Source organism: Thermococcus sibiricus MM 739 (assembly GCF_000022545.1).
In the GTDB taxonomy this organism is placed as follows: Archaea; Methanobacteriota_B; Thermococci; order Thermococcales; family Thermococcaceae; genus Thermococcus_A; species Thermococcus_A sibiricus.
Genome location: NC_012883.1, coordinates 825974 through 850386, shown reverse-complemented (window position 1 = coordinate 850386; position 24413 = coordinate 825974). Strand labels below are relative to the sequence as shown.

Sequence of the window (24413 nt, the reverse complement as noted above, 5' to 3'; positions counted from 1 at the left end):
GAAAGATGTTCAGACAGGCGAAATGGGAAGAACCTCTTGTTTTTGAACTCTCTAAGCCGGGTAGAATAGGATTCACACTCCCAAGTCCGATCGAAGACATTGACGTTCAAATTCCCCAGCATCTAAAGAGAAAAAATCTGGAATTACCTGAATTGAGCGAACCTGAGGTGGTTAGACATTACACAAGACTTAGTCAAATGAACTACGGTGTGGACAATGGAATGTACCCATTAGGGTCCTGTACTATGAAATACAATCCCAAGATTAATGAAGAACTGGCCAATCATCCGGAAGTTGCATTTATTCATCCTTATCAGGATGAGAGAACAGTTCAAGGGGCATTGCAGATAATGTGGGAGCTTGAACAATGGTTAAAGGAAATCGTTGGAATGGATCGTTTCACTTTACAGCCTGCTGCTGGAGCAAATGGAGAATTTACAGGAGTGATGATAATAAGGGCCTATCATTTAGACCATGGAGAAACACAAAGAAATGAGATAATAGTTCCAGATTCTGCTCATGGCACAAATCCAGCAAGCGCTGCTATGGCCGGTTTCAAGGTTGTAGAGATACCTTCTAATGAACAAGGTATGGTCGATATAGCAGCATTGGAAAATGCAGTTAGTGAAAAAACAGCGGGGATAATGTTAACAAATCCCAATACTCTTGGAATATTCGAAGAAGATATCCTCGAAATAGCGAAAATAGTCCACGACGCTGGTGGGTTACTTTATTACGACGGTGCAAATCTGAATGGAATTCTTGGTAAAGCCAGACCTGGAGACATGGGATTTGATGTTGTTCACATAAACCTGCATAAAACATTCTCTACACCTCACGGTGGAGGAGGGCCTGGAAGTGGTCCTGTAGGTGTAAAAAAACACTTAATCGATTATCTCCCAGTACCTCTCGTTGAGTTTGATGGAGAGAGGTATTACTTGAACTATGACCTCCCAAAAAGCATAGGAAAAGTAAAGGAATTCTACGGAAACTTTACAGTATTGGTAAGGGCGTTAACATATCTTAAGATGATGGGAAGGGACGGTCTCAGAGAAGTCGGAGAGGTCGCTGTACTTAATGCCAATTACTTGGCCCAGAAACTAAAAGGAACTAAAGGATATGAATTACCACACAAAGAACTTAGAAAGCACGAAGTAGTCTTTTCTGCCGAACCAATGAAACGGGATACTGGTGTGAAGACTTTAGACGTGGCAAAGCGCCTGCTTGATTTTGGATTGCATGCTCCTACAATATACTTCCCGTTGATAGTTCACGAAGCATTAATGATAGAGCCTACTGAGACGGTCACAAAGGAAGACTTAGATGCCTATGTGGAGGCTCTTAAAAAGATCAGTAAGGAGGCTTATACTACTCCTGAATTGGTAAAAACTGCCCCCCACAATACTACAGTAAGGAGAGTAGATGATGTCTTAGCAGCTAAAAGGCCCATAATCACATGGCGGATGTATAAAGAACTCAAGGAAAAGGAAGAAATTGACTACTGATCTTTCTTTTTTATTTTGGGATTTCCAAAAAGAATATAAGCAACCTTTGATCCTCTTTTTTGGGAGGTTCCATGGAAGTGGAAAAGTTATTCAAAAGAGCTGAAGAACTTGCTAGAAAGTACAAAATTCCATATTATGAAATTAGAATAAATAAAATAAATGCGACACATATCGAAATTCAAAATTCTCATTTTGAAGACGTGTCTTCAAATGTAGAGATTGGCATCGGAGTAAGAGCTTTTAGCGGTTCATGGGGGTTTTCATCAGCAAATGATATGAGGAGAGCTGAAGACGCTATCAAAATTGCAATGAAAATTGCCAAAACAAGTCCGGGTAATGCAAAAATCTATTTTGGAGATCTTATTAGAGACGAGAGTGAAATAAAAGTGCAAAAATCGTTTCTAGATGTTGATCTTGAGGAGAAAATGACCTTTTTAACTTCTCTTGATTCTCTCCTAAAGGGAGATGCTCTTCCAAACAGAAGAATCGTTTATGGTGATGGCATAAAAGAGCAACTTTATTTCAATTCTCTGGGAAGTGAGATTAAAACCCTAACTCCAAGGATCCGTTTAAGTTTCTCAGTTACAGCGAAGAAAAATGGCGATATGCAAACTTATTGGAAAATTTTTGGGGGAACAACCGGATGGGAGATTATAGAAAAGATAGATATTGAACATTGGACCTCTTTTGTAAAAGAAAAAGCTAAAAATCTCTTAAATGCTAGCCTGCCTCCCTCCGGAGAATTTGACGTTATTGTAGATCCTGAACTTGCAGGAGTTTTTATCCATGAAGCCTTGGGTCATGCAGCTGAAGGGGATGCTGTTAAAAATGGTGAGAGCATATTTGAGAACAAACTTGGGAAAAAGATAGCGGTAGAAGAGTTAACGGTTGTGGATGATCCAACATTAGAAGGAAAATTTGGTTCTTATCTTTATGACGATGAGGGGGTTAAATCAAAAAGAGTTGAAATTATAAAAAATGGAGTTTTAAATGAGTACCTCTTAGACAGAGAGACTGCTGCTTTCTTTAATTTAGAACCAAATGGCCATGGAAGGGCCCAAAATTATAACTATCAACCCCTAGTTAGAATGAGCAACACCTACATAGAGCCCAGAGACTGGAGATTTGAAGAGATGCTTGAAGAGGTTAAAAATGGACTGTATTTGATAGGGGATAAAGGTGGACAGGTGGATATAGCTAACGGCACCTTTACGTTCGGTGCTAAGGAAGGGTATATAATCGAAAACGGAGAAATAAAAACACCAATAAGAGATGTTGCGCTTTCGGGCAAGATTCTGGAGGTTCTCAAAAATATAAGGGCAATTGGAAAAGACCTTAAAATCGAGTTTCCCGGCTATTGTGGAAAAGGACAGTGGGTGTCGGTCGATGATGGGGGCCCTCATATTTTAACACGGGCATTAGTGGGAGGACTTCTCTAACCCCCAGATTTTCACATCTATCCTGGTCCACGCCTTCCATCCATCTTCTCCAAATGCAACAATATAGATGTAGTAAGTCTCATCGACACTTACGTTTTCTGTCTTGATTATTACTTCAAAAGTTGCGTTTTTGTTTTCAGATATGATAGTCTCTTTTGGGACTATTTCAACGCTTATATTTTCGATTTTCCTTGTAATAACACCCTCTGGTTTATGCTGTATTTTTTGGCAAAGATAAGGCCTTTGATTTTAATGGTTCTGTTGGGTGACATAAGGAATATCAAGTTCTCTTCTAAACACTCATACTCATCGGTTAAACTGAGCAATATATTTCCTGCATTAAATTCTCCATACCCGAGCCTGAGTCACGAGACCTCTTCCTCTTTAGAAGGAGACAGAGTTGAGTTCACTCCCAAGCATCCACTTGAGAGAATAATTAAAATTAAAACCACAGCTGTTAATCTCAACCCATCCACCTAGAAATAATCCCAGCAAAAGAGATATATATTTTACCAAAAACTTTAATTTCGCATAGATTAGTGAAGAAGGGTTGGAAGATGATAGATGAACTAATTAAGATCTTAAACCGCGAGAATATTGAGTGGGAAATTTACTGGGAGATTGGGAGAGGGAGCTCCTTTAAAATTGAGAAATGTGAGCTTGAGAGGGCTCAAAGAAAATATCATTCTGGGATAGGGCTCAGAGTTGGGTACAATGGGAAGCAGGGGTTCTCATACATAACAGGAATTAATCATCCAAAGGAGGAGCTTGAGAAGTTTGTTAAGAGAACCATAAAACTTGCCAAGGTTGGACAGGTGAAATTCTACGGATTTCCCGACAAAAAGCCGATTAGAAAGGTTAATGGAATTTACGATAAAAAGATAGCTGAGCTAGAGTTTGAAGAAGCTTTAAAGGTGGGAAAGGAGATATCCCAAAAGGAGAGCGAGCTGAGAGAAAAATATGGAACAAGTTATATCTTCTCGGGAAGGCTGGCCTTTGGTGTGGCAAAAGACGGCATAGCAAATTCAAATGGGATTGAAATAACGGAAGAAGGGACAGCAATGAGTTTTAGTGTTTATATAGTCAAAAAAGATGGGAAAGTTGGAAGCGGGGATTATTATAAGGCCTCCCGGATACTGATGAATTTTGAAAAAGAACTGGATATAGGACTTGAAAAATCCCTCCAAGAGACTGAACTCAGCTACAATGCAAAGCCCTTAAATTCATTTGAGGGAGAGCTTGTCTTAGAGCCTCACGCGGTTGCATCAATCCTCGGGCTGTTTATTTCAAACTTAAGGGGAGATAACGTATATCACAAGAGAAGCAAATTCACAACAGTTGGAGAAAGTGTAGCAAGTGATTCTTTTACTCTCATAGACGATGCCACGTTGGAGGGCAAAATAGCAAGTTATTCCTTTGATGGTGAAGGAAACCCTGGCCAAAGAACTGTCTTAGTTGAAAATGGAATATTGAAGAATTTCCTCCTAGATGAAACCTATGCAAGACTCTTGGGAATGGAAAGCACGGGGAACGCTGTAAGGGACTTTAGGACCCCACCACACATCGGCACGAGCAATATAATTGTAGAGGGAAAAGAAGAAAATCTTGAAGATTTTGAAGGAGTTATACTAAAGAAGGTCTTTGGTGAACACACTGCGAATCCGATCAGTGGAGACTTCTCGCTAACCGTGGGGCTTGGTTACGTCGTTAAAAACGGTGAACTTACCCCCTTCAAGGACAACATGTTTGTTGGAAACATATTTGAGTTCATAAAATCTATAGTTGCTGTGGGAAAGAAAAAGGAGGAGCTTGGGGCTTTTGTATCTCCCAGAGTGCTTGGCTTGGGAAAAATAGTATAAAGAAAGGTTTAAGTTCTCCTAATCCTACTTTTTATTTGGTGATAACATGAGAACAATAGAAGAAAAGCCAATCAAGTTAAAAGTTGTAAGAACTAGAAGAGGTGCTATTCTCCATATGATAGAAATTTCAAAGAACCACTTCTTCCTTGAGCAGAACCCTCTTAAAGATTCAAAATATGGATAGCATATAGAAAAATAAAGAACAAGTTCCCGGAGTTCTACATGTTCTGGGAAATCAAGAACAACCGATACACTGGAAGACTACTTGTAGGGTCTTTCCTTGAAAAGGAGGAAATAGATGAGTTTATAACACTGGTCGCCCAGACTGGTGAGTTCAAGAAATTTGAGCACATACTAGAAGAAATCGAAGAGGAGGAAGAAGAGAAAACTACTCTTTAGAGGGCTTTCTCCCGACTACAATCACGTAACCAGTATGGGAGCTTTCAAAAATCTTCATGGATTCCCAGGCGTTCTTCAGGCCTTTTGGTCCTTCTTTTTTTAGTATATTCAGGAATATTTTCAGCTCTCCCCAGAGACCTACTTGTCTCCGCATCTCTTTCATCCACTCAGGGATTAAGTGGGACTTGTCAACTACAACGACATCTACGAGACCAACTTTCTCAAAAAGCCTTTTCCATCCCTCAATGGTTTCGGGTTCTTCTCCTTCAATGTCCTTAAGCTTCAGCTTTAGCTCTCTAGGTGTGTTCTCTTTCCAGGCAACGTCGTGTATGCCAACACAGCCGTTCGGCTTAACTACACGAACCATTTCCCTCAACGCGGCTTCTTTGTTGAGAAGACAGAGGGTGCACTCGGAGATAACAACGTCAAAGGTATTATCGGGGAAGGACAGTTTGTGGGCATCTGCGAGTATAAAAGTAGTTTTCCCCTCTAATCCCCGCTCTTTTGCTTTTTTCTTTGCTTTCTCTACCATTATTGGAGAGGCATCAACCCCTACAATCTCGCATTCAAATGTTTCTGCCAAAAAGCAAGCGCTTTCTCCGGTACCGCATGCCACATCAAAAACTTTGGATTTCTCGTTAATGCCACATAGCTCTGCTAAGTCCTTAGTGATCTCCAACCCACCGGGATGAAGGATTTCGATTCCTAAATCCTCTTTCTCTAGCATCTCTTCCAAACTCATAAGTCTTCAAAAATAATTAGAAACAAAAGCTTATACGTTTAGCGGCTCAGGTTTTAACCATCATCATACATAGTTCAGATACCCTAGAGTTCTTCATTGCCCGTTTTTATTTGGGACAGAAAGTTATAAAGCTATTTATTATAAATCCTAGAGCTGCGAGGGAATGCTTCTTGCCCCCAATAACGGTTTAACAACTGCATGAAAATGATCAACGTTTTCTAACAAAAGTTATATAACCAGTATGGGCCAACATGGTAGTTCTTGGTCTTATACATTCTTTTTTAATTTCCTGCTCTCTAACAAGACACTCAATGGTTTTGGGTCTTGTAAAGTGTTTTTTGTATTCATTTATTTTTTTATAAAATCTATCAACTTGGTTTATGCATGGGGTGTATGCAACAAGAAATCCTCCTGGTTTTAAAGATTGAACTGCATGCTCGACAACATTCTCTGGTTGAGGAAGATCTAAGATTATATGGTCCACATTATCTTCTTCAATACCCTCATAGATGTCTCTCAACTTTATCTCAACTCTATCAGAAAAGCCTGCCCACTCCACGTTCCTCCATGCTAGTTTTGCAAAATCCTCCCGGATTTCATAGCCTATTATCTTGCCATTGGGCCCAATAATATTGGCTAGAAATAGGGTCAAAGCACCGCTTCCAACTCCTGCTTCAATTATGATATCCCCCGGAGATATTCCTGCGAAAGCTACTATTTGAGCAGCATCTTTAGGATGGATTATTTGCGGGCCACGTTTCATTTTGTCTATATAATCAACTATTCTGGGTTTCAAGACCCTAAAAGGATAATCCGTATGGGAATTTATGACTACTCCAAATTCTTTACCTATCAAATCGGAGAGATTTATTATACCAAGATCAGTATGGAATTCTCCTTCTTTTATCGTCACTAAGTATCTTTTTCCTCTTGGGTCAAGCAATACGATTTTATCTCCATATTTAATCATTTACATCACCGGATTATTCTTCGATTTCCATCTTGTAAGCGCTTTCTTCTCTTTTGATTTTTAGACGCCAGTTAGCTAGTTCTCTCAATATTGCTAGCTGTCTCTCATCCAAGATATCCTTATTCACAAAGTAGATTGAAGTCCAATCCTCAAAAGGTAGGGTGCTTCTCGTGAATAGGATGGCCTTCAATGCTTTTTCTCCCCCAAAATAAATATATTGAGAGACTCCGAGTGTTATGGAATATTCTACTTTAGTAGAGACTGAAAAGAGCTTCATTAATGCATTGTAATAATTCTTCATAAATTCTGAGACCTCATATGTAATCGGAATTTCCTCTGCTATAGATGTATAACTGGTTCTTCCTACGCCTATCCTTATTGCCCGGAGGTTTTTTGTTATTTCCATTGCTTTTTTGTATTCTTCAGGAGGTGTTTTTCTTAGGTATCCCCTAAAAAGAAGGTCACCAATTCCAAAGAAGTCGTCTATTAATACCTCCTTTTGTGAGATTTCGGGCACAAGCTCTCCCCAAAGCAATTTTGTGATGGAATATGAAGATGGATACTCTATGAGGACAAAATCCCCCAAAGTTACGTTCTTTTCTAAGAATTCTGAGATTGAACCTATCTCCATGATCTCACCAAAGGATTTTTAATCTCAAGTCTTTTAAACTTTTTAGGTGTTCAAAGTGAAGAGATTTGTAATATGGGTAAATGAAATAGACGCCAGAATACCGAGAAAATATGGAAGAGAAGTTCCAAAGAATCTTGCAGTAGATAGACCAAGCCTAGAGGAAATACTTGAAGCTGCTCAAGCCCTAAGACTTAATATCATAAATATAGATCGAGAAGCTTTAAATCCACGAGTATCAGCTCTAGATGAAAATCTCAGAGTCAACGGACGCATTGTAGTAGAGAGCAATCATGGAAAGTCAAAAACATTAAAACTAATAACTCAAAAGGTCAGGGAATTTAGAAAATTACATAGAAAAAAATAAATTCTCTATTCTTCTGTTTCTACCACTATTGCTGTGGTGGTATCAATTACGCCATCTATGTTGTGAATATCGTGGAGGATTTTTCTAGTAAGTTCCCCTAGATCTGAGGCTTCAAGTTCCACTATTGCATCATATGGTCCTGTTACGGCGTCGGCTTTTATAACGCCTGAAATGGTCTTGATATCTCCTATCACTCGTTCTACTTTTCCAATTTCAATTGTTAACAAAACATATGCTCTTACCATTTACATCACCAAATTTTGTTGTCACTTTCTTTTAAAGGTGTTATATAATTTAAGGTTTTCGCATTATTATGCTAACTTTTGATGTTTAAAATTATTCGTCATGTTGTCAAGACATATTGCTCAATACAGAGAGATAACCAAGTTATATTCTGTTATTTACTGCCAGATAGATTCTCGAATGTAGAAAAATTTATTAAAGTTCTACGATGAAATCATTAATGCTATACTTTGTGGAGGTGTGTAAATAAAGAAACAACTAACAGCAATATTGGTACTAAGTGTTTTGATTTTTGCCGTAGTTGCAAGCGGCTGTATCGGTGGTGAAACCACTACAACTCCAACAACAACTTCTTCTCCAACCGAGACTCAGCCATCTGGAGCAACCTATGAAGTAATAGAAACAGATGAAAGTGTTGTATTGGTAGGCCCAGAAGGAGCTCAAATGCCGGCTTCATTACCAAGTGGAAAGAAGGTAATCAAAGTTACTTATGTAGTTGATGAAGCTAACACTCCATCTGTCCAAGAACTAATGGAAGCAGGACAAGGTTTTGGTGCAATAAATCCTGCGTTTTTCAGGGATACTACTGTTGATGCACTTGTAATTGCTGCAAGAAGAGAAACTAACCCAGAAGTAAGAACTGAACTCTTCAAGGCCATTTATATTCTTGGAAATAAATTTGTGCCAGAAGTCATCCTTGGCCAAAACAGACAGCTCCGTACATACTGGGAGTGGGTTAAGGGCAGGTACTACCACCCAACCTTCCCAGAAAGGTACGATTTAATTTCCGAAGATCCCAATGCTCCAAGTGTTCCTATTGGAATTGGAGATTATAAGAACGACGCTTAAACATATGTTATAGGCACCATCGGATGGCCGGAGAGCTTTGATCCAGCTTGGACATATGAAACATTTGGATGGGAGATATGGCATGAAATTGCCTATATATTCCAAGACCCTCACGCTTCTTTAGACCCACTATACACTGTAGGTTATCAAATAGCCGAGGGCATGGAGGTCCATCAGAGGATTAAGAACATAAAAGAAGGTATCAAAAAGGCTATTGAAATTTTAAGATCTGTTCTAATCCCAGACGCAGAAAAGAGAGTTCAAAACTATCCGCATGAACTCAGCGGTGGAATGAAACAGAGAGTTGTCATTGGAACAAGTATTGCAAACGATCCAAAAATTCTTGTAGCCGATGAACCAACTACTGCACTTGATGTGACTGTACAAGCCCAAATTTTGGATTTAATCAACGAACTTAAAGAAAGATATCACGCAACAGTTATTTTAATTACTCACAACTTGGGTGTCGTTGCTGAAACTGCGGACAGAGTGGGAGTCATGTATGCTGAAAAAATTGTTGAAATTGGAAGTGTAGGCCAAATATTCAAAAATCCATTACATCCATACACAAAAGGTCTCTTAAAAGCCGTACCAAACCCAATGGTAAAGAGTGAACGTTTAGAAGCTATTCCTGGCACAGTGCCGAACCTAATAACTCCTCCAGAAGGGTGTAGATTTCACCCAAGATGTCCATATGCAACGGAGATCTGTAAGCAAAAAGCTCCTGAGTTGGTTGAGGTAGAAGATGGTCACTTTGTTGCATGCCACCTTTATTGAGGTGAGAACATGGAGAAAGTACTTGAAGTTAAGCATTTAAAGAAATACTTCCCAGTTAAAGGGTTATTTTTTACAAAAGGGTATGTAAAAGCTGTAGATGATATAAGCTTTGAAATTTACAAAGGTGAAACTTTTGGATTAGTAGGAGAAAGTGGTTGTGGGAAAACAACGACAGGCAGAGCAATCTTAAGACTTATAGAGCCTACCAGCGGCAATGTGATATTCAAAGGAAAAGATGTTACCAAACTTAAAGGGGATGCATTAAAACAGTTCCGCAAAGAAGCTCAGATAATGTTTCAAGACCCCTATTCTTCACTTAATCCCAGACAGACTGTCTTTGAGATTATCATGGAGCCAGTGAGATTTCATGGGATTCATGTTGATGACCCGGAAGAATTCGTGATTAAGCTTCTAGAAAGTGTGGGATTAAATGAAATGCACTTATATCGTTATCCTCATGAATTCAGTGGCGGTCAGAGGCAGAGAATAGCACTTGCAAGACTCTTAGCAGTGAGACCGGAATTCATTGTGTTAGATGAGCCTACTTCTGCTCTTGACGTCTCTGTACAAGCTAACATCTTGAATATGTTAAAGGATCTTCAGAAAGAGTTTGGATTCACATACCTATTTATCTCCCATGACCTTGGAGTGGTTAAATACATGAGTCACAAAATGGGCGTGATGTATTTAGGAAAATTAGTAGAGGTGGGGCCGGCCGAACGAATCTTTGAGAATCCTTTGCATCCATATGCTCAATTCCTGCTCTCTGCAATACCAATTCCTGATCCAGAGCTTGCTGCGGAGCTAAAGGCAAAAAGAGAAAAAAATCTCTGGAGAACCACCAAGCCCAATAAATCCACCAAGTGGATGTCGTTTCCATCCAAGATGTCCATATGCAAAAGATATATGCAGAAAAGAAGAGCCGCCCTTAATAGAGGTGGAACAAGATCACCACGTGGCTTGTTGGTTATATTCCAAAGCATGAATAGATTGCATAAAGCCTTTATCTATCCTCAAAAGTTCAGTATAAATTGCATCTTTCTCTCCTTTTTCATTGTATATACCATCTTCTCTGACTTTGATAGTATAGTACCTCCACCCCACTGGTTTTATGTTGATTTCTTCAAATTCCTTGGGACTTTTAATTCCTAAAACTTCTTGAAGCAGGGCCAATGCTAAGAGAATTTCCCTATTTTGTCTTGCGAGCTCTTCCTCTTTTTCTTTGTGTCGTTTAAATCCACTAGGAATTCCCAAAAACCTGTGAACATTCCACTTTCTCATATGTCTAAGTCTCTCATCAACTTTTTTTCCTGAAAACTCATGCAAAGTACTAAAAACATTCTTAAGGAAAAATTTTATCTCATTTTCTGTTATTAAGCTTGGAAGAGGATTCTGAGCCTCTCTGGGCAGGTCTCTCTTGAATCTCTTAATGAGAACACTGACATGTTCAATTTTCTCAACCTTCTTGGAAAAATAAGCATCTATCATGAAAAGCCTTCTATTAACTTCAATCACCAAATATGGTATTTCCACTTTCATGAAGCTTAATAAATTAAAAAGCTATATAAACGCTTTTCTCTTAGGCATGGTGATGAGTATGAAAGTGGATGAACTCAAATCACTCGGAGTAGATGAAAGAATATTACGCCTATTACGTGAGAGGGGCATAGAGGAATTATACCCTCCGCAAGCAGATGCTCTGAAAACTGAAGTGCTTAAAGGAAAAAATCTTGTCTTAGCAATTCCTACAGCTTCTGGAAAAACTCTCGTAGCGGAGATAGTAATGATCAATAAAATTCTTCGGGAAGGTGGGAAAACAGTATACCTTGTTCCATTGAAGGCCCTTGCAGAAGAAAAATATAAAGAATTCAAGTTCTGGGAAAAATTAGGTATTAGAATTGCCATGACAACTGGAGATTATGATAGTACTGAAGAGTGGCTTGGAAAATACGATATTATCATAGCCACATCAGAGAAATTTGATTCCCTTTTACGACACAAATCACCGTGGATAAAAGACATTAATCTCGTGATTGCTGATGAGATTCATCTTTTGGGATCATATGATAGAGGTGCAACTCTTGAAATGATTCTTGCTCATTTGGACGATAAAGCACAAATTTTAGGTTTAAGTGCAACTGTTGGAAATGCAGAAGAAGTTGCAGAATGGTTAAATGCAGACTTAGTTATGAGTGAATGGAGGCCCGTAGCTTTGAGAAAAGGTGTTTTCTATCATGGAGAACTCTTTTGGGAAGATGGAAGCATAGAGAGGTTTCCAACTCAATGGGACTCTTTAGTTATTGACGCCTTGAAAAAGGGTAAGCAAGCACTTGTATTTGTAAATACCCGTCGAAGTGCTGAAAAAGAGGCCCTTCTCTTAGCAGGAAAGATTCAAAGATTTTTGACTAAACCTGAGGAAAGAAAGCTAAAGCAACTTGCAGATGGATTGGATACCACACCCACCAATCAAAAACTCAAAGAGGCATTGACAAAAGGAGTGGCATTTCACCATGCTGGTTTAGGAAGAACAGAAAGGTCGATAATAGAGGATGCTTTTAGAGAAGGTCTCATCAAGGTAATTACGGCAACTCCAACCTTGAGTGCTGGTGTGAATCTTCCTGCATATCGCGTTATTATACGGGACACAAAGAGATACTCCAACTTTGGGTGGGTGGATATTCCTGTCTTGGAGATCCAACAAATGATGGGAAGAGCAGGAAGGCCCAAATATGATATAGAGGGCCAGGCAATAATAATTGCAAAAACAGAAAAACCTGAAGATTTAATGAAGCGTTATGTATTAGGCAAGCCAGAAAAACTGTTCTCAATGCTTTCGAATGAAGCTTCCTTTAGAAGCCAGGTGCTTGCGTTGATAACGAACTTTGGAGTTGGTAATTTTAAAGAACTTGTAAATTTCTTGGAACGAACATTTTATTATCACCAAAGAAAAAACCTGGAAGCTCTCGAAGGAAAAGCAAAAAGTATTGTTTACTTTCTTTTTGAAAATGAGTTTATAGATATTGATTTAAATGATCAGTTCATGCCACTTCCCCTCGGGATCAGAACTTCCCAACTTTATCTCGACCCAGTAACAGCTAAGAAATTTAAAGATGCATTTGAAAAGCTCGAAAAGAATCCAAATCCTTTAGGCATTTTCCAACTTTTGGCATCAACACCTGATATGAGTTCATTAAGGGTAAAGAGAAAAGAACAGGAAGATCTTTTAGATTATGCATATGAGATGGAAGAATATTTATACCAAAATATTCCTTACTGGGAAGACTATAAATTTGAGAAGTTCTTAGGGGAAACGAAAACCGCGAAACTTCTCCTTGACTGGATTAACGAAGTAAATGATGTGAAAATTTTAGAAACTTATGAAATTGACACAGGAGATCTTTATAGAATCCTAGAGCTTGTGGACTGGCTTATGTACTCCCTAATAGAGCTTTACAAACTGTTTGATCCAAAACCAGAAGTTCTTGACTTTCTAAAGAAGCTACACATAAGAGTCAAGCATGGAGTAAGAGAGGAACTACTAGAGCTCATTACCCTACCCATGATAGGAAGAAAAAGGGCCAGGGCTCTATATAACGCTGGATTTAAGGGAATAGACGATATTGTTAGAGCAAAAGCAAGTGAGCTCCTCAAAGTGGAAGGAATTGGTATTGGAGTGATAGAGAAGATTTATCAACACTTTGGAGTGGAACTCCCAACGAATGAGAAAAAGAAAAAAGTAAAAAAAGGGACCTTGGATGAGTTTTTCAAATAATTAAATAGTAATAACTTTAGTGAGGTGTGGTTAATGATAATCTGTGTTGTTGGAATGCCAGGCTCAGGGAAGGGGCAAATAGTGAGGATATTTGGAAAATATGGAATTCCACATGTTTCTATGGGAGACATTGTAAGAGAAGAAGCTGACAGAAGGGGAGTTCCAAGAACCCCGGAAGGTATGAACAGCGTAAGCATCCAGTTACGACAGGAACTTGGTGACAATGCAGTTGCAAAGCTTGCAATACCAAAAGTTAGAGAGCTCTTAAAAACACATGAAGCCGTTATAATAGAAGGTGTACGATCATTAGACGAGATCCAAGCATTTAAAGATGCTTTTCCAGAAGAAAAGGTCATAATAATAGCCGTTCACTCTTCACCCCAAAAGAGATTTGAAAGGCTCAGCAAGAGAGGCAGGAGTGATGATCCAAAGAGTTGGAGTGAATTTGAAGCTAGGGATTGGAAAGAGCTCAAATTTGGACTGGGCAATGTGATTGCACTAGCAGACTATCTAATAGTTAATGAAAGCCACCTAACTCAATATCGGAGGAAAATAGAAAGGTTAGCGGAGAGATTAGGAATAAAAAAGAAGTACTTCACTTTTTGAGCCAAGATTCCAATCCAGTTTGCTTTGAACTCTGATATTTTAAATCTTCTTTCCTGTATCCAAAAGCTTCAAGAATTCTTAAAACTGCGGGAAGAACTTGATTTTCAATGTAGTAATCTGGATCATATTTATGCTTTCTAGGGTCATACTCAGTGAGCAAAACAACCCTATCACTTATTTTTCCGCTTCCTCTAAGAACGATATAACTTATGATGGTTCCAGGCTTTATCTTTATTCCTTTTGCAGCAAGTCTCTTTGCTATAGCTACGTGCGGCCCTACAGCTTTGTAATCTCTCAATTCTCTTGTTATCTGTTCATGAATGATTAACTTCTCAAGAGGCACCTTATATTTGGTTATAGCTTCAACAACTTCTTTAACTATCTCAACAGCCTTTTCTACACTTCCTTCTCTTAGAATTGCTTCTAATACTCTTGCCTGAGTCTCTTTAGCTATTTCACTCCAATCCCGTCTAACGACTTCAAGACCCCTTGTGGTGATTTTCTCTTCTTCATCTATAACTGCATAGCGTTTCTTTGTGACGAAGAATCCTCTCAAGTAAAAGCCCTCATACTCAAGCTCAAGCAGGCCGGGAAGTTTGGAGTTTATGTAGTTTAAGAATTCCTTAGCTTTCTTTTTGATTGTTTCAGGATCTGCTCCCGGTATTGTGGCATAAAATCCATCAGTGTTGTGGACAAGTATCCCATTTGCGAAGAACCTGTGGGTTTCTTCCACTTCGATGTCGTAAACGTACCCGTCATAGGGTATTTCCTCGAGGGTACGAGGCTTGATATATTCTACCCCTGAAAGGTCATCTTTGGTCGCTATTAGGCTCTTGCCTTCGATTTCTATTGGTTTGGCTTCCTTTAGACCATCCTCAGCCACTATAAGAGAGTGATCCTCAGTAACGTCAATATACCATGAGTTGGTAATCCAGATGCGGTAGACCTTCTTTTTCGCCTTGTGCCTCATAACGTATGGGACTTTTTTCCAGACGAGCCTACCTCTGTTGTCGAGTGTCAGTGCTTCAACACTCTCAAGAATGCAGTATTCTTTTTCCCCAAGCCTGTAATCGACGCGTTCAAAGAGCTTTTCAATCGGAACGAACTCAACTCTTCCGTTCCTCTTAACGATAATCTCTGTATCGCTCGTAACGCTGTCCGCATATAGCACCTTAAAGCCAAATTTCTCCTCTATTTCTCTTATAGTCATTTCTATATAGTGCCTTCCCCATGCGGTAACGCTTTCAGCGCATTCCTTTGAGTACCATCTCGCCTTGGGGTAACCCATATAGCCGTAATAGCTGTTGTGTGCATAGAGCAATCCAAAACCAACAAGAAAGTTTTCATTGCCTTCAACGCTTAGGTCATAGACGTATCCTTCATATTCTCTTTTTTTAACGTTTTTTACTCTGTCAAGGACAATATCTCCATTGAGGACAAAATCCAAGAGCTTAGCTTTTCTTTTATCTAATTTTCCAGAGTCAACAAACTCTTTAAATTTCTCAAACGTTATGTTCCTTTGGAATTTTCTTCCAAATATCTCTTCAAGGATTTCTTTGGGAATCAGGTTAGAATAGTATGTGTTTTTCTCCCTCGAAGTTCTTAGGAATTGCAGGTCCTCGTTTATGTAAACTCTATAAACCCCACTGTCAAAACCAATTTTTACAGATGAAACTCCCAAGGAATTCAAGAAAAATATAAGCTGATTTGCAAGGAGTTCGCTTTTTGTGGACAACCTAAGCCTTTTTGATGGATGGACATCACCATCACCTGCAAAATATGCTTCCAAGAATGCCCACCGTATAGGTTCAGGGGAGTTGAATATAATAGGAGGAATTCTTTTGTTTTCGGCTGTTACTCCACAGAGACATTTCATAAGCAAGTATGCCATCTTTTTTGATATACTCACACAGTTCTTGCCAACTCTAACTTTACCAAAAAACCTCTCCGCAGCATTTTTCATATCTCCAAGGATGTTGGGATTTTCATTATAGAGCTTTACTGAGTAGCTAATCCCATCCGTTTTGTTTTTCTGTGCTCCTGCATAGCCTTCACTGACATAGTAACCTAAGAGTTTTCCGAAATTCTCATCGATTTTGAGAATACAATCCATTCTAAAGCCATTAAGCGTTCCAATTTTCCATTCTTCGAGCTCCTTTTGGGGGAAAGAAGATATGACATCTTTGATATCGTTGAACATCACCAAATACTCTCTCTTGTTTCCATTGTATCTAAGGCTTTCTACGAGCTTCTCGTAAAGTTGCTTATATATTTTTAGCCCTTCCCAGTCGGTGACTTCATATCCACGAGGCAGTAGTTTAACAAAACCGAGTTTCTCAAGATGGAACAGATACCGGTTAAATGTTCTAATTCTTTTACTTTCTTCTCCAAAGATCCACCTTAAAGTTCTTAACATGCCTTTAAAGAAGTTCTTTCTCCCCTTAACCGGAATTGTCATAACGATATCAGCTGTAGCTTCATCAGGTAATCGTAAAATTAACTCCGGAATGTTAATGGTTACTTCTTTTTCATTGAGCTTGACTTTTTTAGGTACTACAATAAGGTCGCCTGCTTTTATCTCTGCCCCGGAGACTTCCCTTATTTCTCCCTTCCTAATTGTGAACAAGCTATGGCCACCAGTTACGGTGATTTTCCTACCAGAATTAAGACCAATCGCGTAAACTTTTCCTCTATACTTATGTCTTATGAGGGCCCTGACTTTTTTGACTTCGCTCTCTTTGCTTTCTCTATTGAGTGACAATGCAAACAGGTTATCCACTTCGAGAACTTCAGTATTGTCCACTGTTCTAACTCTGTCCTTCTGTTCTTCCATGTAGCGATCTATAAACTCGCCAATTTTTACGAATTTTATTTCTTCATTTTCGATTATTGGCAACCATTCATTGGGCAAAATGCTATTTGCAAGTAATTTAACTGCCCTTTGTCTATAATCGAGCATTTTTTTCTTTATTGGATCAATTGTAGATTTCATTTCTTTTTTTATTTTCTGTCTTGTTTCTATGAGGTCTTCCAGTATAGAAGGAATAAATCCAGAGAAGTCTTTACAAAATTTGTACCCCACTATCGGAGCAACATCATAGTTTTGACAGCCTTTTCTTTCTAGAGTGTCCGGGGAGACATTGTGTGTGACTATTATTGAAGGGTACAAGCTACGAAAATCTAGATAAATAATATTCTCCCATAAACCCCGTTCTGGCTCTTTAACGTAACCTCCGAGATATGTTGTCCTCAAACGTCTTTTATATTCTTCATCACTGGGCCTATTTGGAGCAAGTTCATTCCTCTCATAAGCTACCCTTAACATATACCATTCTACAAGGTTTCCTGTGCTTGAGCGGGATACATCCCAAACGCTTTGTCCTATAAGCTTTGCCAACTCTACTTCCATGGGGAAAAACTCTCTTCCAAGTTCATAAGTTGCTTTTGCATCTTCCATTGAATATTGGGCCAATTTTTTCAGACCTTCCTCAGTTTCCCAGATGGCGGCTATTTCTTCTGCTCCAAGCTTGCTCTTATGTTTTCCTAAAACCGTTTCATAAACTGCTTCAAGCGTATAAGTGGGAAGATTTACTGCTCTTTTCACTACCGGGAAAAGATCGAAGTGTATTCTCCCTTTGATTTCTACAGCAAAACTATTTCCCATTCTTTGTATTTTAGGCACTGGATTCTCGTTATCTCTACTCAAAATTAAACGGAGACCCAATTTTTCTGCTCTTTTTATGAGATAAGGAAGATCAAAGTTATCCCCATTATAAGTTATAATCACATCAGGATCCTTTTCTTTGATTATTTGAATAAAGCGTTTTATCATTTCTCTCTCATTAGAGACAACATCTACGTATGGGAGATCAATATTCTTCCAGGTAATAACTCTTGCTCCTTCCTCATCGGCATAGCTTATCATTATTATTTCTCCTTTTCCAAACTCGTCACCCTCGTGATAAAATGTCTCTATGTCAAAAGCGAGCATTTTAAGCTCTTCGTCGCCTTCCATAGGAATTAGTCCGTTGTCTATTAAATATCGCTTTGCAAAAGGAATATCATATTCATAAATATCCTGGACAGCGGGATGTTCACGTATTTTGTTTCTAATTGCCGGTACATCTTGCGGGTGTTCTAATATCAATTTCCATACTTTAACCGGCTTTTTTAGGAATTTTTTCTCCACTTTTACTGCATCAACTATCCTTACAGTTTTTCCATGTCTCTCTCCTTTTATTTGTTTGATCTCATCAATTGCAGAATCTTCAGACAGAAGAGCGTAAATATAGGGCTGAAAATGAGGGTCCAGCTCTATTTTAAACTCTCCATTTTCTTTTTTAAAAATTCGGACTATTGGCTTACCATCTTTGGTTATATAATCAGCACCCAATATCATAAACTCACCAATATAAATTCGAACTCAAATTAAATAAAATTTCCGCCAAATTTTTAAACCTGCTATCAAATCCACGACCATGGAATTATTTTACAAAATAAACTTTCATGAATTGATTGCTGATATCTTAAGCCTTATAGAAGAGAGAGAACTTTCCTCAAAAAATGCGCTAGAAAGAACTTTCAAGCGAGTTAGGGGTAAAGATAGGGAGAGGGCAAGAGGTCTAGCTCATGCTTACATCTTTGAAATTGAAAAATGGAAAAGAAAAATAGACTTTATTGGAAATTCAGTTCTCAAGGGAATCAAGATAGAGGAACTCGATCCTTATCTGGCTAACCTCCTTAGAATCGGAATATTTGAAATGAAGTTCAAAGGAGTAGTCCCCGCAATAGCTACAGATTCAATAGTGAGAGCCGTAAAAGATAAATACGATTTGAGTAGGGCAAAGTTTATCAACGCTGTTCTGAGGGACGTGGAAAGTTTTGATGTTGGAAAAGCCCTCGAGGCTCTAAGAGAGAGGGACAAAATAGAGTATCTAAGTATAAAATTCTCACATCCTCGTTGGTATGTGGAATATGTGATAGATCTTTTGGGGTATGAAGAGGGATTGAGGCTTTTACTAAGCAACAACAAACCCCAAAGGTACTATATAAGAGTAAATCCATTGAAAACTGATATAGATTCTTTATCAGACTATTTAGAAGAACATGGAGTCAGAGTTACTAGAACTCCAGTCGATGATATTTTAAAAGTTTTGGAATATAAAACCCCAATCACTCATCTCGAAGGGTATAAAGAAGGATATTTTGTAATACAAGATTTAGCGAGTGCTTATGTTGCTCATGTCCTTTCTCCTGAAAAAGGAGAAAGAGTTCTTGATTTAGCTGCAGCTCCAGGTAGTAAAACATTTCATGTCGCACAATTGATGGAAAACACTGGAGAGATAATTGCTGTGGATTATTCTCTTGAAAGACTTCGAAAAATGGAGACTAAAATGAAAATTCTAGGTGTAAAAAATGTCAAACTCGTGCATGCTGATGGCATGAAGTTCAAAGATATGAGAAAATTCGATAAAATAATTCTTGATGCCCCATGTTCTTCTTCTGGGACCTACAGGCAGTTCCCTGAAGTAAAATGGCGATTTAACAAAGAGAAAATAAAGAAGGTTATCCAAGTACAAAAAGCGATGATTAGAAATGCCTATAAGAACCTGAGAGATGAAGGGGAAATGACTTACTCGACATGTTCAATAAGAATTGATGAAAACGAGGAGAATGTAAAGTATGCATTAGAAAAAGTAGGATTCGACCTAGTTACTTATCCATTCAGCTGGGGGGAACGGGGATTCACTGAGATTGGAGAGATGGTTTTCAGAAGCTTTACCCATTTACACGATTGCAATAGCTTTTTCATTGCAAAATTGAAAAGATAAAAGATCAAGATTCTATTTCTTCGATAGCACTCATTAGTAGCTCTATTGCATCCCTTTCATATAGGTAAGCACGTCTTATGGCATAGACTCTAGGTAGCGGGACGTATTGTTTCCAAATCTTTATCCGTATACTCTCAAGATCATCGGTATGCCAAGCATAAAGTATCTGTTCAGTTGCATTAAGATGCAATTCCAAGGCCTTTTCTAAGGTTTCATTGCTAACTCCAATTTCTTCGGCTTTTGCATAAAGAGCTGCGAACTGGTCATATTCATTGAAAAAATACTTGCTCCAAATCTGGATCATCATTATGTAGCTTCTTCTATCAGCCTTTTCCCTGCTTTCTCTGACAAATTTTAACTCGTCAATAAACGCAAAAGTATCGACACTATCGTCCCTTTCATCAGCTATTTGGAATATAAGGGTTATTTCTTTTCCTCTATACTTGCTCACATCCAAAGTTGCCGTATATGCCGATGTAACCTCATTAATACTAACATTTTGATCTGAAGCCGTATAGTTCTGAATTCTATCCCCCACATACAGTATATTCCCATTAGGCAAAAGAGCCATATCTTTAGTAGAACCATCTGGCAAGATTGCATATGCTCTAAAGAGGTCTCTATATTCGTCCACATACTCTGGAATCTCATTTGAACCAAAAAGCCACTTAAAGGACAAAGTTTTGGCATTAGTGGGAACTTTTAGTTTAATTGTTAAAGTTGCAACATCGTTTATTTCGGTTCCAAACACTGGATGTCCATTAGAGATTGAGATTCCTCCCGTTGATCCGATACTTCCATCTACAGCCTCACTAGCAATCCCTGAACTTAAAATCACATAAGAGTCCCCATCTGTTGGAAATCCTATAGCCTCAACAGTAGATATATAAACTTGCCCATCCCCTCCTTCAAAAGTAGCACTTATAAGCGCGTCTTTAGAATCTTCGGTTAAAATAGCAAGGGCTTCTTGTTTTGAATCTCTGGACGCAGGAGAACTAACTGCAAAACTTCCTAAACTAGCCAAAAACAAAAATACAATCCCTAGAGTTATTAATTTTTTCAATATCAACACCTTCTATGTATTCTATTAATTTACATAGAATCTTAGAGTATTTAGGTGATGGGTCATTACCCCTTAGAAATCCAGATTTTCTTTATAAATCCCAAATTGAGAAAAATGGGAGAAATAATGTAGCTAAAGCTTTCGTTTTATCGAACCATTGGGATGTTCCTCTTCAAAAATTTCAGCAGTGAATCGATAGACCTCTGTGTCTTCATCCAACCAACAGTCAGGTGATAAACCAGCTTTCCAGCAGGTTTCACTTAAAAATTCTTCTTCATCCCAGTTCCACTCAATAGGAACTTGTGGTAAGAGGAGCCCACTATAAATCCCTTTTTTAACGATTAATCCATCCCTCCCCACTTTTATCTTATTGGGCCTCTCGTCGGGAGGGCCTTCCACAGGTTCAGGAGGGGTTAGAACACTGACCTCAATCGTGATCTTGTTCAGCTCTTCAATACTGAGTGGAGGAAAGCGTGGATCATCTACAGCAGCATAGATTGCTGCTTTTATTGTTGCTATAACCAATGGGTAAATTGGGTAGGGGAATCCAATACATCCCCTTAATGCTTGTTGAGGAGGCACGTTATATCGGTTTAATGTAACGAATACTCCCATTTTCTCCCAGAGGTCTGGTGGAGTATCTTGAGGGGGTTCAAGCTCTTTACCATTTTTTAAATATTCTTCTATTGCTGTTCTAGCTAGTTTTATTAAGAATACTCCCCATTCATCTTTTATCTTATACATAAGTCTCACCAAGAATAGTTTCGTCTAACAACAAATAAGGTTTTTCCACCGTTAAGCTTAAAAAAATTGTCGAGCATAATTTAGCCAGGTGTCGAATATAAACATCATAGTAAAGCCGTCATAATTACATTGGAAGAGGAAAGCTTGAGTAGATATGCTATTCACGTAGTAAAGTTTTTAGAGGAGAAAAAAGTAAAACATTAATTGATTATCATGAGAACACTCATCGAAGCTACCAGTTTGGGTGAAGGCTTTAAAATAATAAAAGAACCCCATGAACTAATGTTTAGAGTAGATGCAAAAAGATTGAGTGCAACAATAAGAATTGATAACAAAAGGAATAAAGATAGAGATATGAAAAACAAATTCAAATCAGTTTTTGAAAAAATTTGGGGGGATTAAGATTAAGGCATTAGTGCTCGCCATTGATAGAGATGATGACTTTGGCAAGAAAGCTGGGGTTAAAGGCCCAATTATTGGTAGGGATGCTTGTGTGGATGCAGCACTAAAGCTGAGTTTAGCTGATCCCGAAGATAGTGATGCCAATGTTCTCTATGCTGCTGTGAAATTATATGATGAACTTAAAAAGCGCGCGGAATTTGATGATATAGAGGTAGCCCTCATCACGGGCCACCCGGAAGTGGGAGTTAAAAGTGACTTAGAATTAAACAAGCAATTGGAAAAAGTCCTTGCTCAATTTCCGGCTGATGGTATAATACCTGTTACAGATGGAGCTGAAGACGAGCAAATTTTTCCAATAATCACTTCAAAAGTTCCTATTATAAGTACAAAAAGGATTGTTGTGAAACAGAGCGAAAGTATAGAAACAACGTATTACATAATTTATCGTTATTTAAAAGAGATTTTAAGTGATCCAGAAGCTGCTAAAATATTCTTTGGGTTGCCAGGAATGATACTTCTCATCTACGGTATAGCAAGACTGCTCTCCATAAAGTACCAGCAGAGTGTTACTATTATTTCATCCACAGTTACTGGTGTTATTCTATTCCTTATAGGCGCTTACTTCTTCGTAAAGGCATTTAAAGTAAAAGAAGTTTTAAGCCATTTCTTTACCGAGGGATTCATACAATTTGTGTCCATAGTAGCTGCACTATTCGTTCTTTTTGCTGGGGCGGTGAATGCCTATCTGAACTTAGAGAGTATAGCACTAGAACTAATCGGGAGATACCCAGGCACAGAGCTTTTAGGGGTTGTAATATTTTTAAATGGTATAAACACATCATTTGTTGCAGCTTTGGGAGTGTTAATGATTGGCAAGGTTATTCATTCTTATTTAAGAAGAGATCACCGCATATGGTATTACATAAGCGGGCTTCTCCTTCTTCCAGCACTTTGGGTTACTATTGATGTTACCACTCTCTATGCTCTCTCCATAGTATCTTTTTACTCCATGGAATTTCTTAGAAAAGGTATAATTGCTTTTGGAGATATAGCACTTGCAACGCTAGTGGGAATGTACTTAAGAGATAAAGTAAGAGGATGGGGAAAAGTTGAAGCTGAGGGAAGCACTGCATAAATATGAAGAAATACAAAAGAGATCCAAAAAAGAAATGGCAAAACTCTCACAAGAGTATACAAAAAGGGTAGAGCACATGATTTTAGATATTTTAAAGTTATTACAGGAACTCAAAGAAAAAGAAATCCCAAAAAAAGTGGATCCTAGACTTGCGAGAATCGTAAAAATGGAGAGAGAAACTTATGTCAGGGCTCTTCAAAATATGGTTGGAAAAATAAAAGACATCGAAGATGTAGAAAAAATATTACCTGAAATATCTCGACTACACGTTGCTCATGGCAGACACCTGCTTCTAACATTCGAAAAAGATGTTTACAAAATAAACAACCTCTTAAAGAGCTTGTCTAACGAATATGCCAATTATGTTTCAGAAATCGAAAAATTACAACCCAAAGAAATCATGGCAGAAAAACTATTAAAGGAAATCCAAGATTTCAAAAAGCATATAAACGAAGAGGAGCAGAAACTAAAAGACCTTGTTGAAATGCTAAGTGAACTTAATGAAAGGAAAAAGAAGCTAGAAGAATCTTCTGAATTCATTGCTTTACAAGAAAATGAAAGAAAGCTCAAAAAAGAAATTTCAAGAGAAGAGCTTAACCTACGTTCTAAGGTCTCCAAACTCCAAAAACCAATAAAAAGGATGAGATTGCCAGATAATCGTGCAAGAGAGTTTTTAAAAGATAGTGCTTATGCTCTTGAACACCCTCATGAATTTCTGGAACTTCTTGAGGAAATCAGTGATAAGCTAGATAAAAAGTATCAAAATACTATTGAATGGACAAGAAAGAACATTCCCACAAAGACTCAAAAACTTAAAGAGCTTAAGAGACAGTTGGCAGGAGTTGAGATAGAATTATCTCGTTTCAAGACTGAGGAAGAGTCTCTCCACAAATCAATAGAAAAACTAAGGCAGAAAATAAACAAAAAAGAGGAGAAAATAAAATCTCTTAAAGAAGAATTACAAAAAATAGAAAAGCAACTCGAAGAGAGTCTTTTAGAACTCGAAGAAATTATTGGAGAGAAGATAGAATATTAAGTGTTAGGCTCAAACTTTTTATATTTTTAGGTAGACCTAATTCAGG

General features: G+C 38.2%; 20 protein-coding genes and 2 pseudogenes. 14 read left to right on the top strand and 8 right to left on the bottom strand.

Annotated features, from left to right (window positions below; genetic code table 11):
- Positions 1 to 5 precede the first annotated feature (5 nt).
- The 4 genes and pseudogenes from gcvPB (at position 6) to TSIB_RS04550 (ending at position 5202) form a co-directional block, all read left to right on the top strand.
- Complete coding sequence (gcvPB, locus tag TSIB_RS04565; RefSeq protein WP_048160309.1) at positions 6 to 1505, top strand: aminomethyl-transferring glycine dehydrogenase subunit GcvPB; 1500 nt, start codon at positions 6 to 8, stop codon at positions 1503 to 1505.
- 71 nt (positions 1506 to 1576) lie between these two features.
- Positions 1577 to 2944, top strand: coding sequence for a TldD/PmbA family protein (locus TSIB_RS04560; RefSeq protein ID WP_015849212.1), 1368 nt, complete (start codon positions 1577 to 1579; stop codon positions 2942 to 2944).
- Between the two features lie 557 nt (positions 2945 to 3501).
- A complete protein-coding gene (locus TSIB_RS04555; protein ID WP_048160308.1) occupies positions 3502 to 4803 on the top strand; it encodes a TldD/PmbA family protein in 1302 nt (433 codons plus the stop codon).
- Between the two features lie 46 nt (positions 4804 to 4849).
- Positions 4850 to 5202 (top strand): annotated as a pseudogene (locus TSIB_RS04550) (DUF7132 family protein).
- Here the strand turns inward: TSIB_RS04550 and TSIB_RS04545 are convergent.
- From TSIB_RS04545 to TSIB_RS04535, 3 genes are all read right to left on the bottom strand, one after another.
- A complete protein-coding gene (locus TSIB_RS04545; protein WP_015849207.1) occupies positions 5192 to 5944 on the bottom strand; it encodes a class I SAM-dependent methyltransferase in 753 nt (250 codons plus the stop codon). The pseudogene TSIB_RS04550 and the gene TSIB_RS04545 overlap by 11 nt on opposite strands.
- Positions 5945 to 6152: 208 nt before the next feature.
- Entirely contained in the window at positions 6153 to 6914 is a 762-nt protein-coding gene (locus tag TSIB_RS04540) for a tRNA (adenine-N1)-methyltransferase (protein ID WP_015849206.1), read from the bottom strand.
- Between the two features lie 13 nt (positions 6915 to 6927).
- Positions 6928 to 7545: a DUF257 family protein gene (locus TSIB_RS04535; protein WP_015849205.1), complete on the bottom strand. Its 618-nt coding sequence runs from the start codon at positions 7543 to 7545 to the stop codon at positions 6928 to 6930.
- A gap of 55 nt (positions 7546 to 7600) precedes the next feature.
- Here TSIB_RS04535 and TSIB_RS04530 point away from each other — a divergent pair, with 55 nt between their 5' ends.
- Positions 7601 to 7909, top strand: a complete 309-nt coding sequence (locus tag TSIB_RS04530) for a signal recognition particle protein Srp19 (RefSeq protein WP_048160307.1) — start codon at positions 7601 to 7603, stop codon at positions 7907 to 7909.
- A gap of 5 nt (positions 7910 to 7914) precedes the next feature.
- On the opposite strand, the gene TSIB_RS04525 is transcribed toward TSIB_RS04530, so the two are convergent.
- The gene (locus TSIB_RS04525) at positions 7915 to 8154 is read right to left on the bottom strand and encodes an Lrp/AsnC ligand binding domain-containing protein (RefSeq protein ID WP_015849203.1); all 240 of its coding nucleotides are present in this window, start codon (positions 8152 to 8154) and stop codon (positions 7915 to 7917) included.
- Between the two features lie 268 nt (positions 8155 to 8422).
- Between TSIB_RS04525 and TSIB_RS10425 the strand changes: the two genes are divergently transcribed.
- The 3 genes and pseudogenes from TSIB_RS10425 (at position 8423) to TSIB_RS04510 (ending at position 10763) form a co-directional block, all read left to right on the top strand.
- The gene (locus tag TSIB_RS10425; RefSeq protein WP_015849202.1) at positions 8423 to 9001 is read left to right on the top strand and encodes a peptide ABC trsnaposrter substrate-binding protein; all 579 of its coding nucleotides are present in this window, start codon (positions 8423 to 8425) and stop codon (positions 8999 to 9001) included.
- A 75-nt stretch (positions 9002 to 9076) separates the two neighbouring features.
- Positions 9077 to 9778: an ABC transporter ATP-binding protein gene (locus TSIB_RS10690; RefSeq protein ID WP_394295183.1), complete on the top strand. Its 702-nt coding sequence runs from the start codon at positions 9077 to 9079 to the stop codon at positions 9776 to 9778.
- 9 nt (positions 9779 to 9787) lie between these two features.
- Positions 9788 to 10763: pseudogene (locus TSIB_RS04510) on the top strand (ABC transporter ATP-binding protein).
- Here TSIB_RS04510 and TSIB_RS10750 read toward each other — a convergent pair.
- Positions 10727 to 11317: a hypothetical protein gene (locus tag TSIB_RS10750; RefSeq protein WP_015849199.1), complete on the bottom strand. Its 591-nt coding sequence runs from the start codon at positions 11315 to 11317 to the stop codon at positions 10727 to 10729. The pseudogene TSIB_RS04510 and the gene TSIB_RS10750 overlap by 37 nt on opposite strands.
- A 58-nt stretch (positions 11318 to 11375) precedes the next feature.
- On the opposite strand from TSIB_RS10750, the gene TSIB_RS04500 reads away from it, so the two are divergent.
- Both TSIB_RS04500 and TSIB_RS04495 read left to right on the top strand, forming a co-directional pair.
- Positions 11376 to 13550, top strand: coding sequence for an ATP-dependent DNA helicase (locus TSIB_RS04500; protein WP_048160305.1), 2175 nt, complete (start codon positions 11376 to 11378; stop codon positions 13548 to 13550).
- Between the two features lie 33 nt (positions 13551 to 13583).
- On the top strand, positions 13584 to 14156 hold the full coding sequence (locus TSIB_RS04495; protein ID WP_015849197.1) for a dephospho-CoA kinase: 573 nt from the start codon (positions 13584 to 13586) through the stop codon (positions 14154 to 14156).
- On the opposite strand, the gene TSIB_RS04490 is transcribed toward TSIB_RS04495, so the two are convergent.
- The gene (locus TSIB_RS04490) at positions 14146 to 18555 is read right to left on the bottom strand and encodes a DNA polymerase domain-containing protein (protein ID WP_015849196.1); all 4410 of its coding nucleotides are present in this window, start codon (positions 18553 to 18555) and stop codon (positions 14146 to 14148) included. The genes TSIB_RS04495 and TSIB_RS04490 overlap by 11 nt on opposite strands.
- A 79-nt stretch (positions 18556 to 18634) precedes the next feature.
- Here TSIB_RS04490 and TSIB_RS04485 point away from each other — a divergent pair, with 79 nt between their 5' ends.
- Positions 18635 to 19987, top strand: a complete 1353-nt coding sequence (locus TSIB_RS04485; RefSeq protein WP_015849195.1) for an RsmB/NOP family class I SAM-dependent RNA methyltransferase — start codon at positions 18635 to 18637, stop codon at positions 19985 to 19987.
- Positions 19988 to 19991: 4 nt separating this feature from the next.
- On the opposite strand, the gene TSIB_RS04480 is transcribed toward TSIB_RS04485, so the two are convergent.
- Both TSIB_RS04480 and TSIB_RS04475 read right to left on the bottom strand, forming a co-directional pair.
- Positions 19992 to 21059 (bottom strand): choice-of-anchor L domain-containing protein, encoded by a 1068-nt coding sequence (locus tag TSIB_RS04480; RefSeq protein WP_015849194.1) that lies wholly within the window; start codon positions 21057 to 21059, stop codon positions 19992 to 19994.
- A 123-nt stretch (positions 21060 to 21182) separates the two neighbouring features.
- A complete protein-coding gene (locus TSIB_RS04475) occupies positions 21183 to 21794 on the bottom strand; it encodes a TIGR00296 family protein (RefSeq protein ID WP_048160304.1) in 612 nt (203 codons plus the stop codon).
- 213 nt (positions 21795 to 22007) lie between these two features.
- Here TSIB_RS04475 and TSIB_RS04470 point away from each other — a divergent pair, with 213 nt between their 5' ends.
- Genes TSIB_RS04470 through TSIB_RS04460 form a run of 3 tightly spaced genes read left to right on the top strand, consistent with a single transcriptional unit; the run spans position 22008 to position 24367 of the window.
- Positions 22008 to 22196, top strand: coding sequence for a thiamine-binding protein (locus TSIB_RS04470; RefSeq protein ID WP_015849192.1), 189 nt, complete (start codon positions 22008 to 22010; stop codon positions 22194 to 22196).
- Positions 22197 to 22209: 13 nt separating this feature from the next.
- The gene (locus TSIB_RS04465; RefSeq protein WP_015849191.1) at positions 22210 to 23331 is read left to right on the top strand and encodes a DUF373 family protein; all 1122 of its coding nucleotides are present in this window, start codon (positions 22210 to 22212) and stop codon (positions 23329 to 23331) included.
- Positions 23306 to 24367, top strand: coding sequence for a coiled-coil domain-containing protein (locus tag TSIB_RS04460; protein ID WP_015849190.1), 1062 nt, complete (start codon positions 23306 to 23308; stop codon positions 24365 to 24367). The genes TSIB_RS04465 and TSIB_RS04460 overlap by 26 nt, the downstream gene beginning before the upstream one ends.
- The last annotated feature ends 46 nt before the right edge of the window (positions 24368 to 24413 follow it).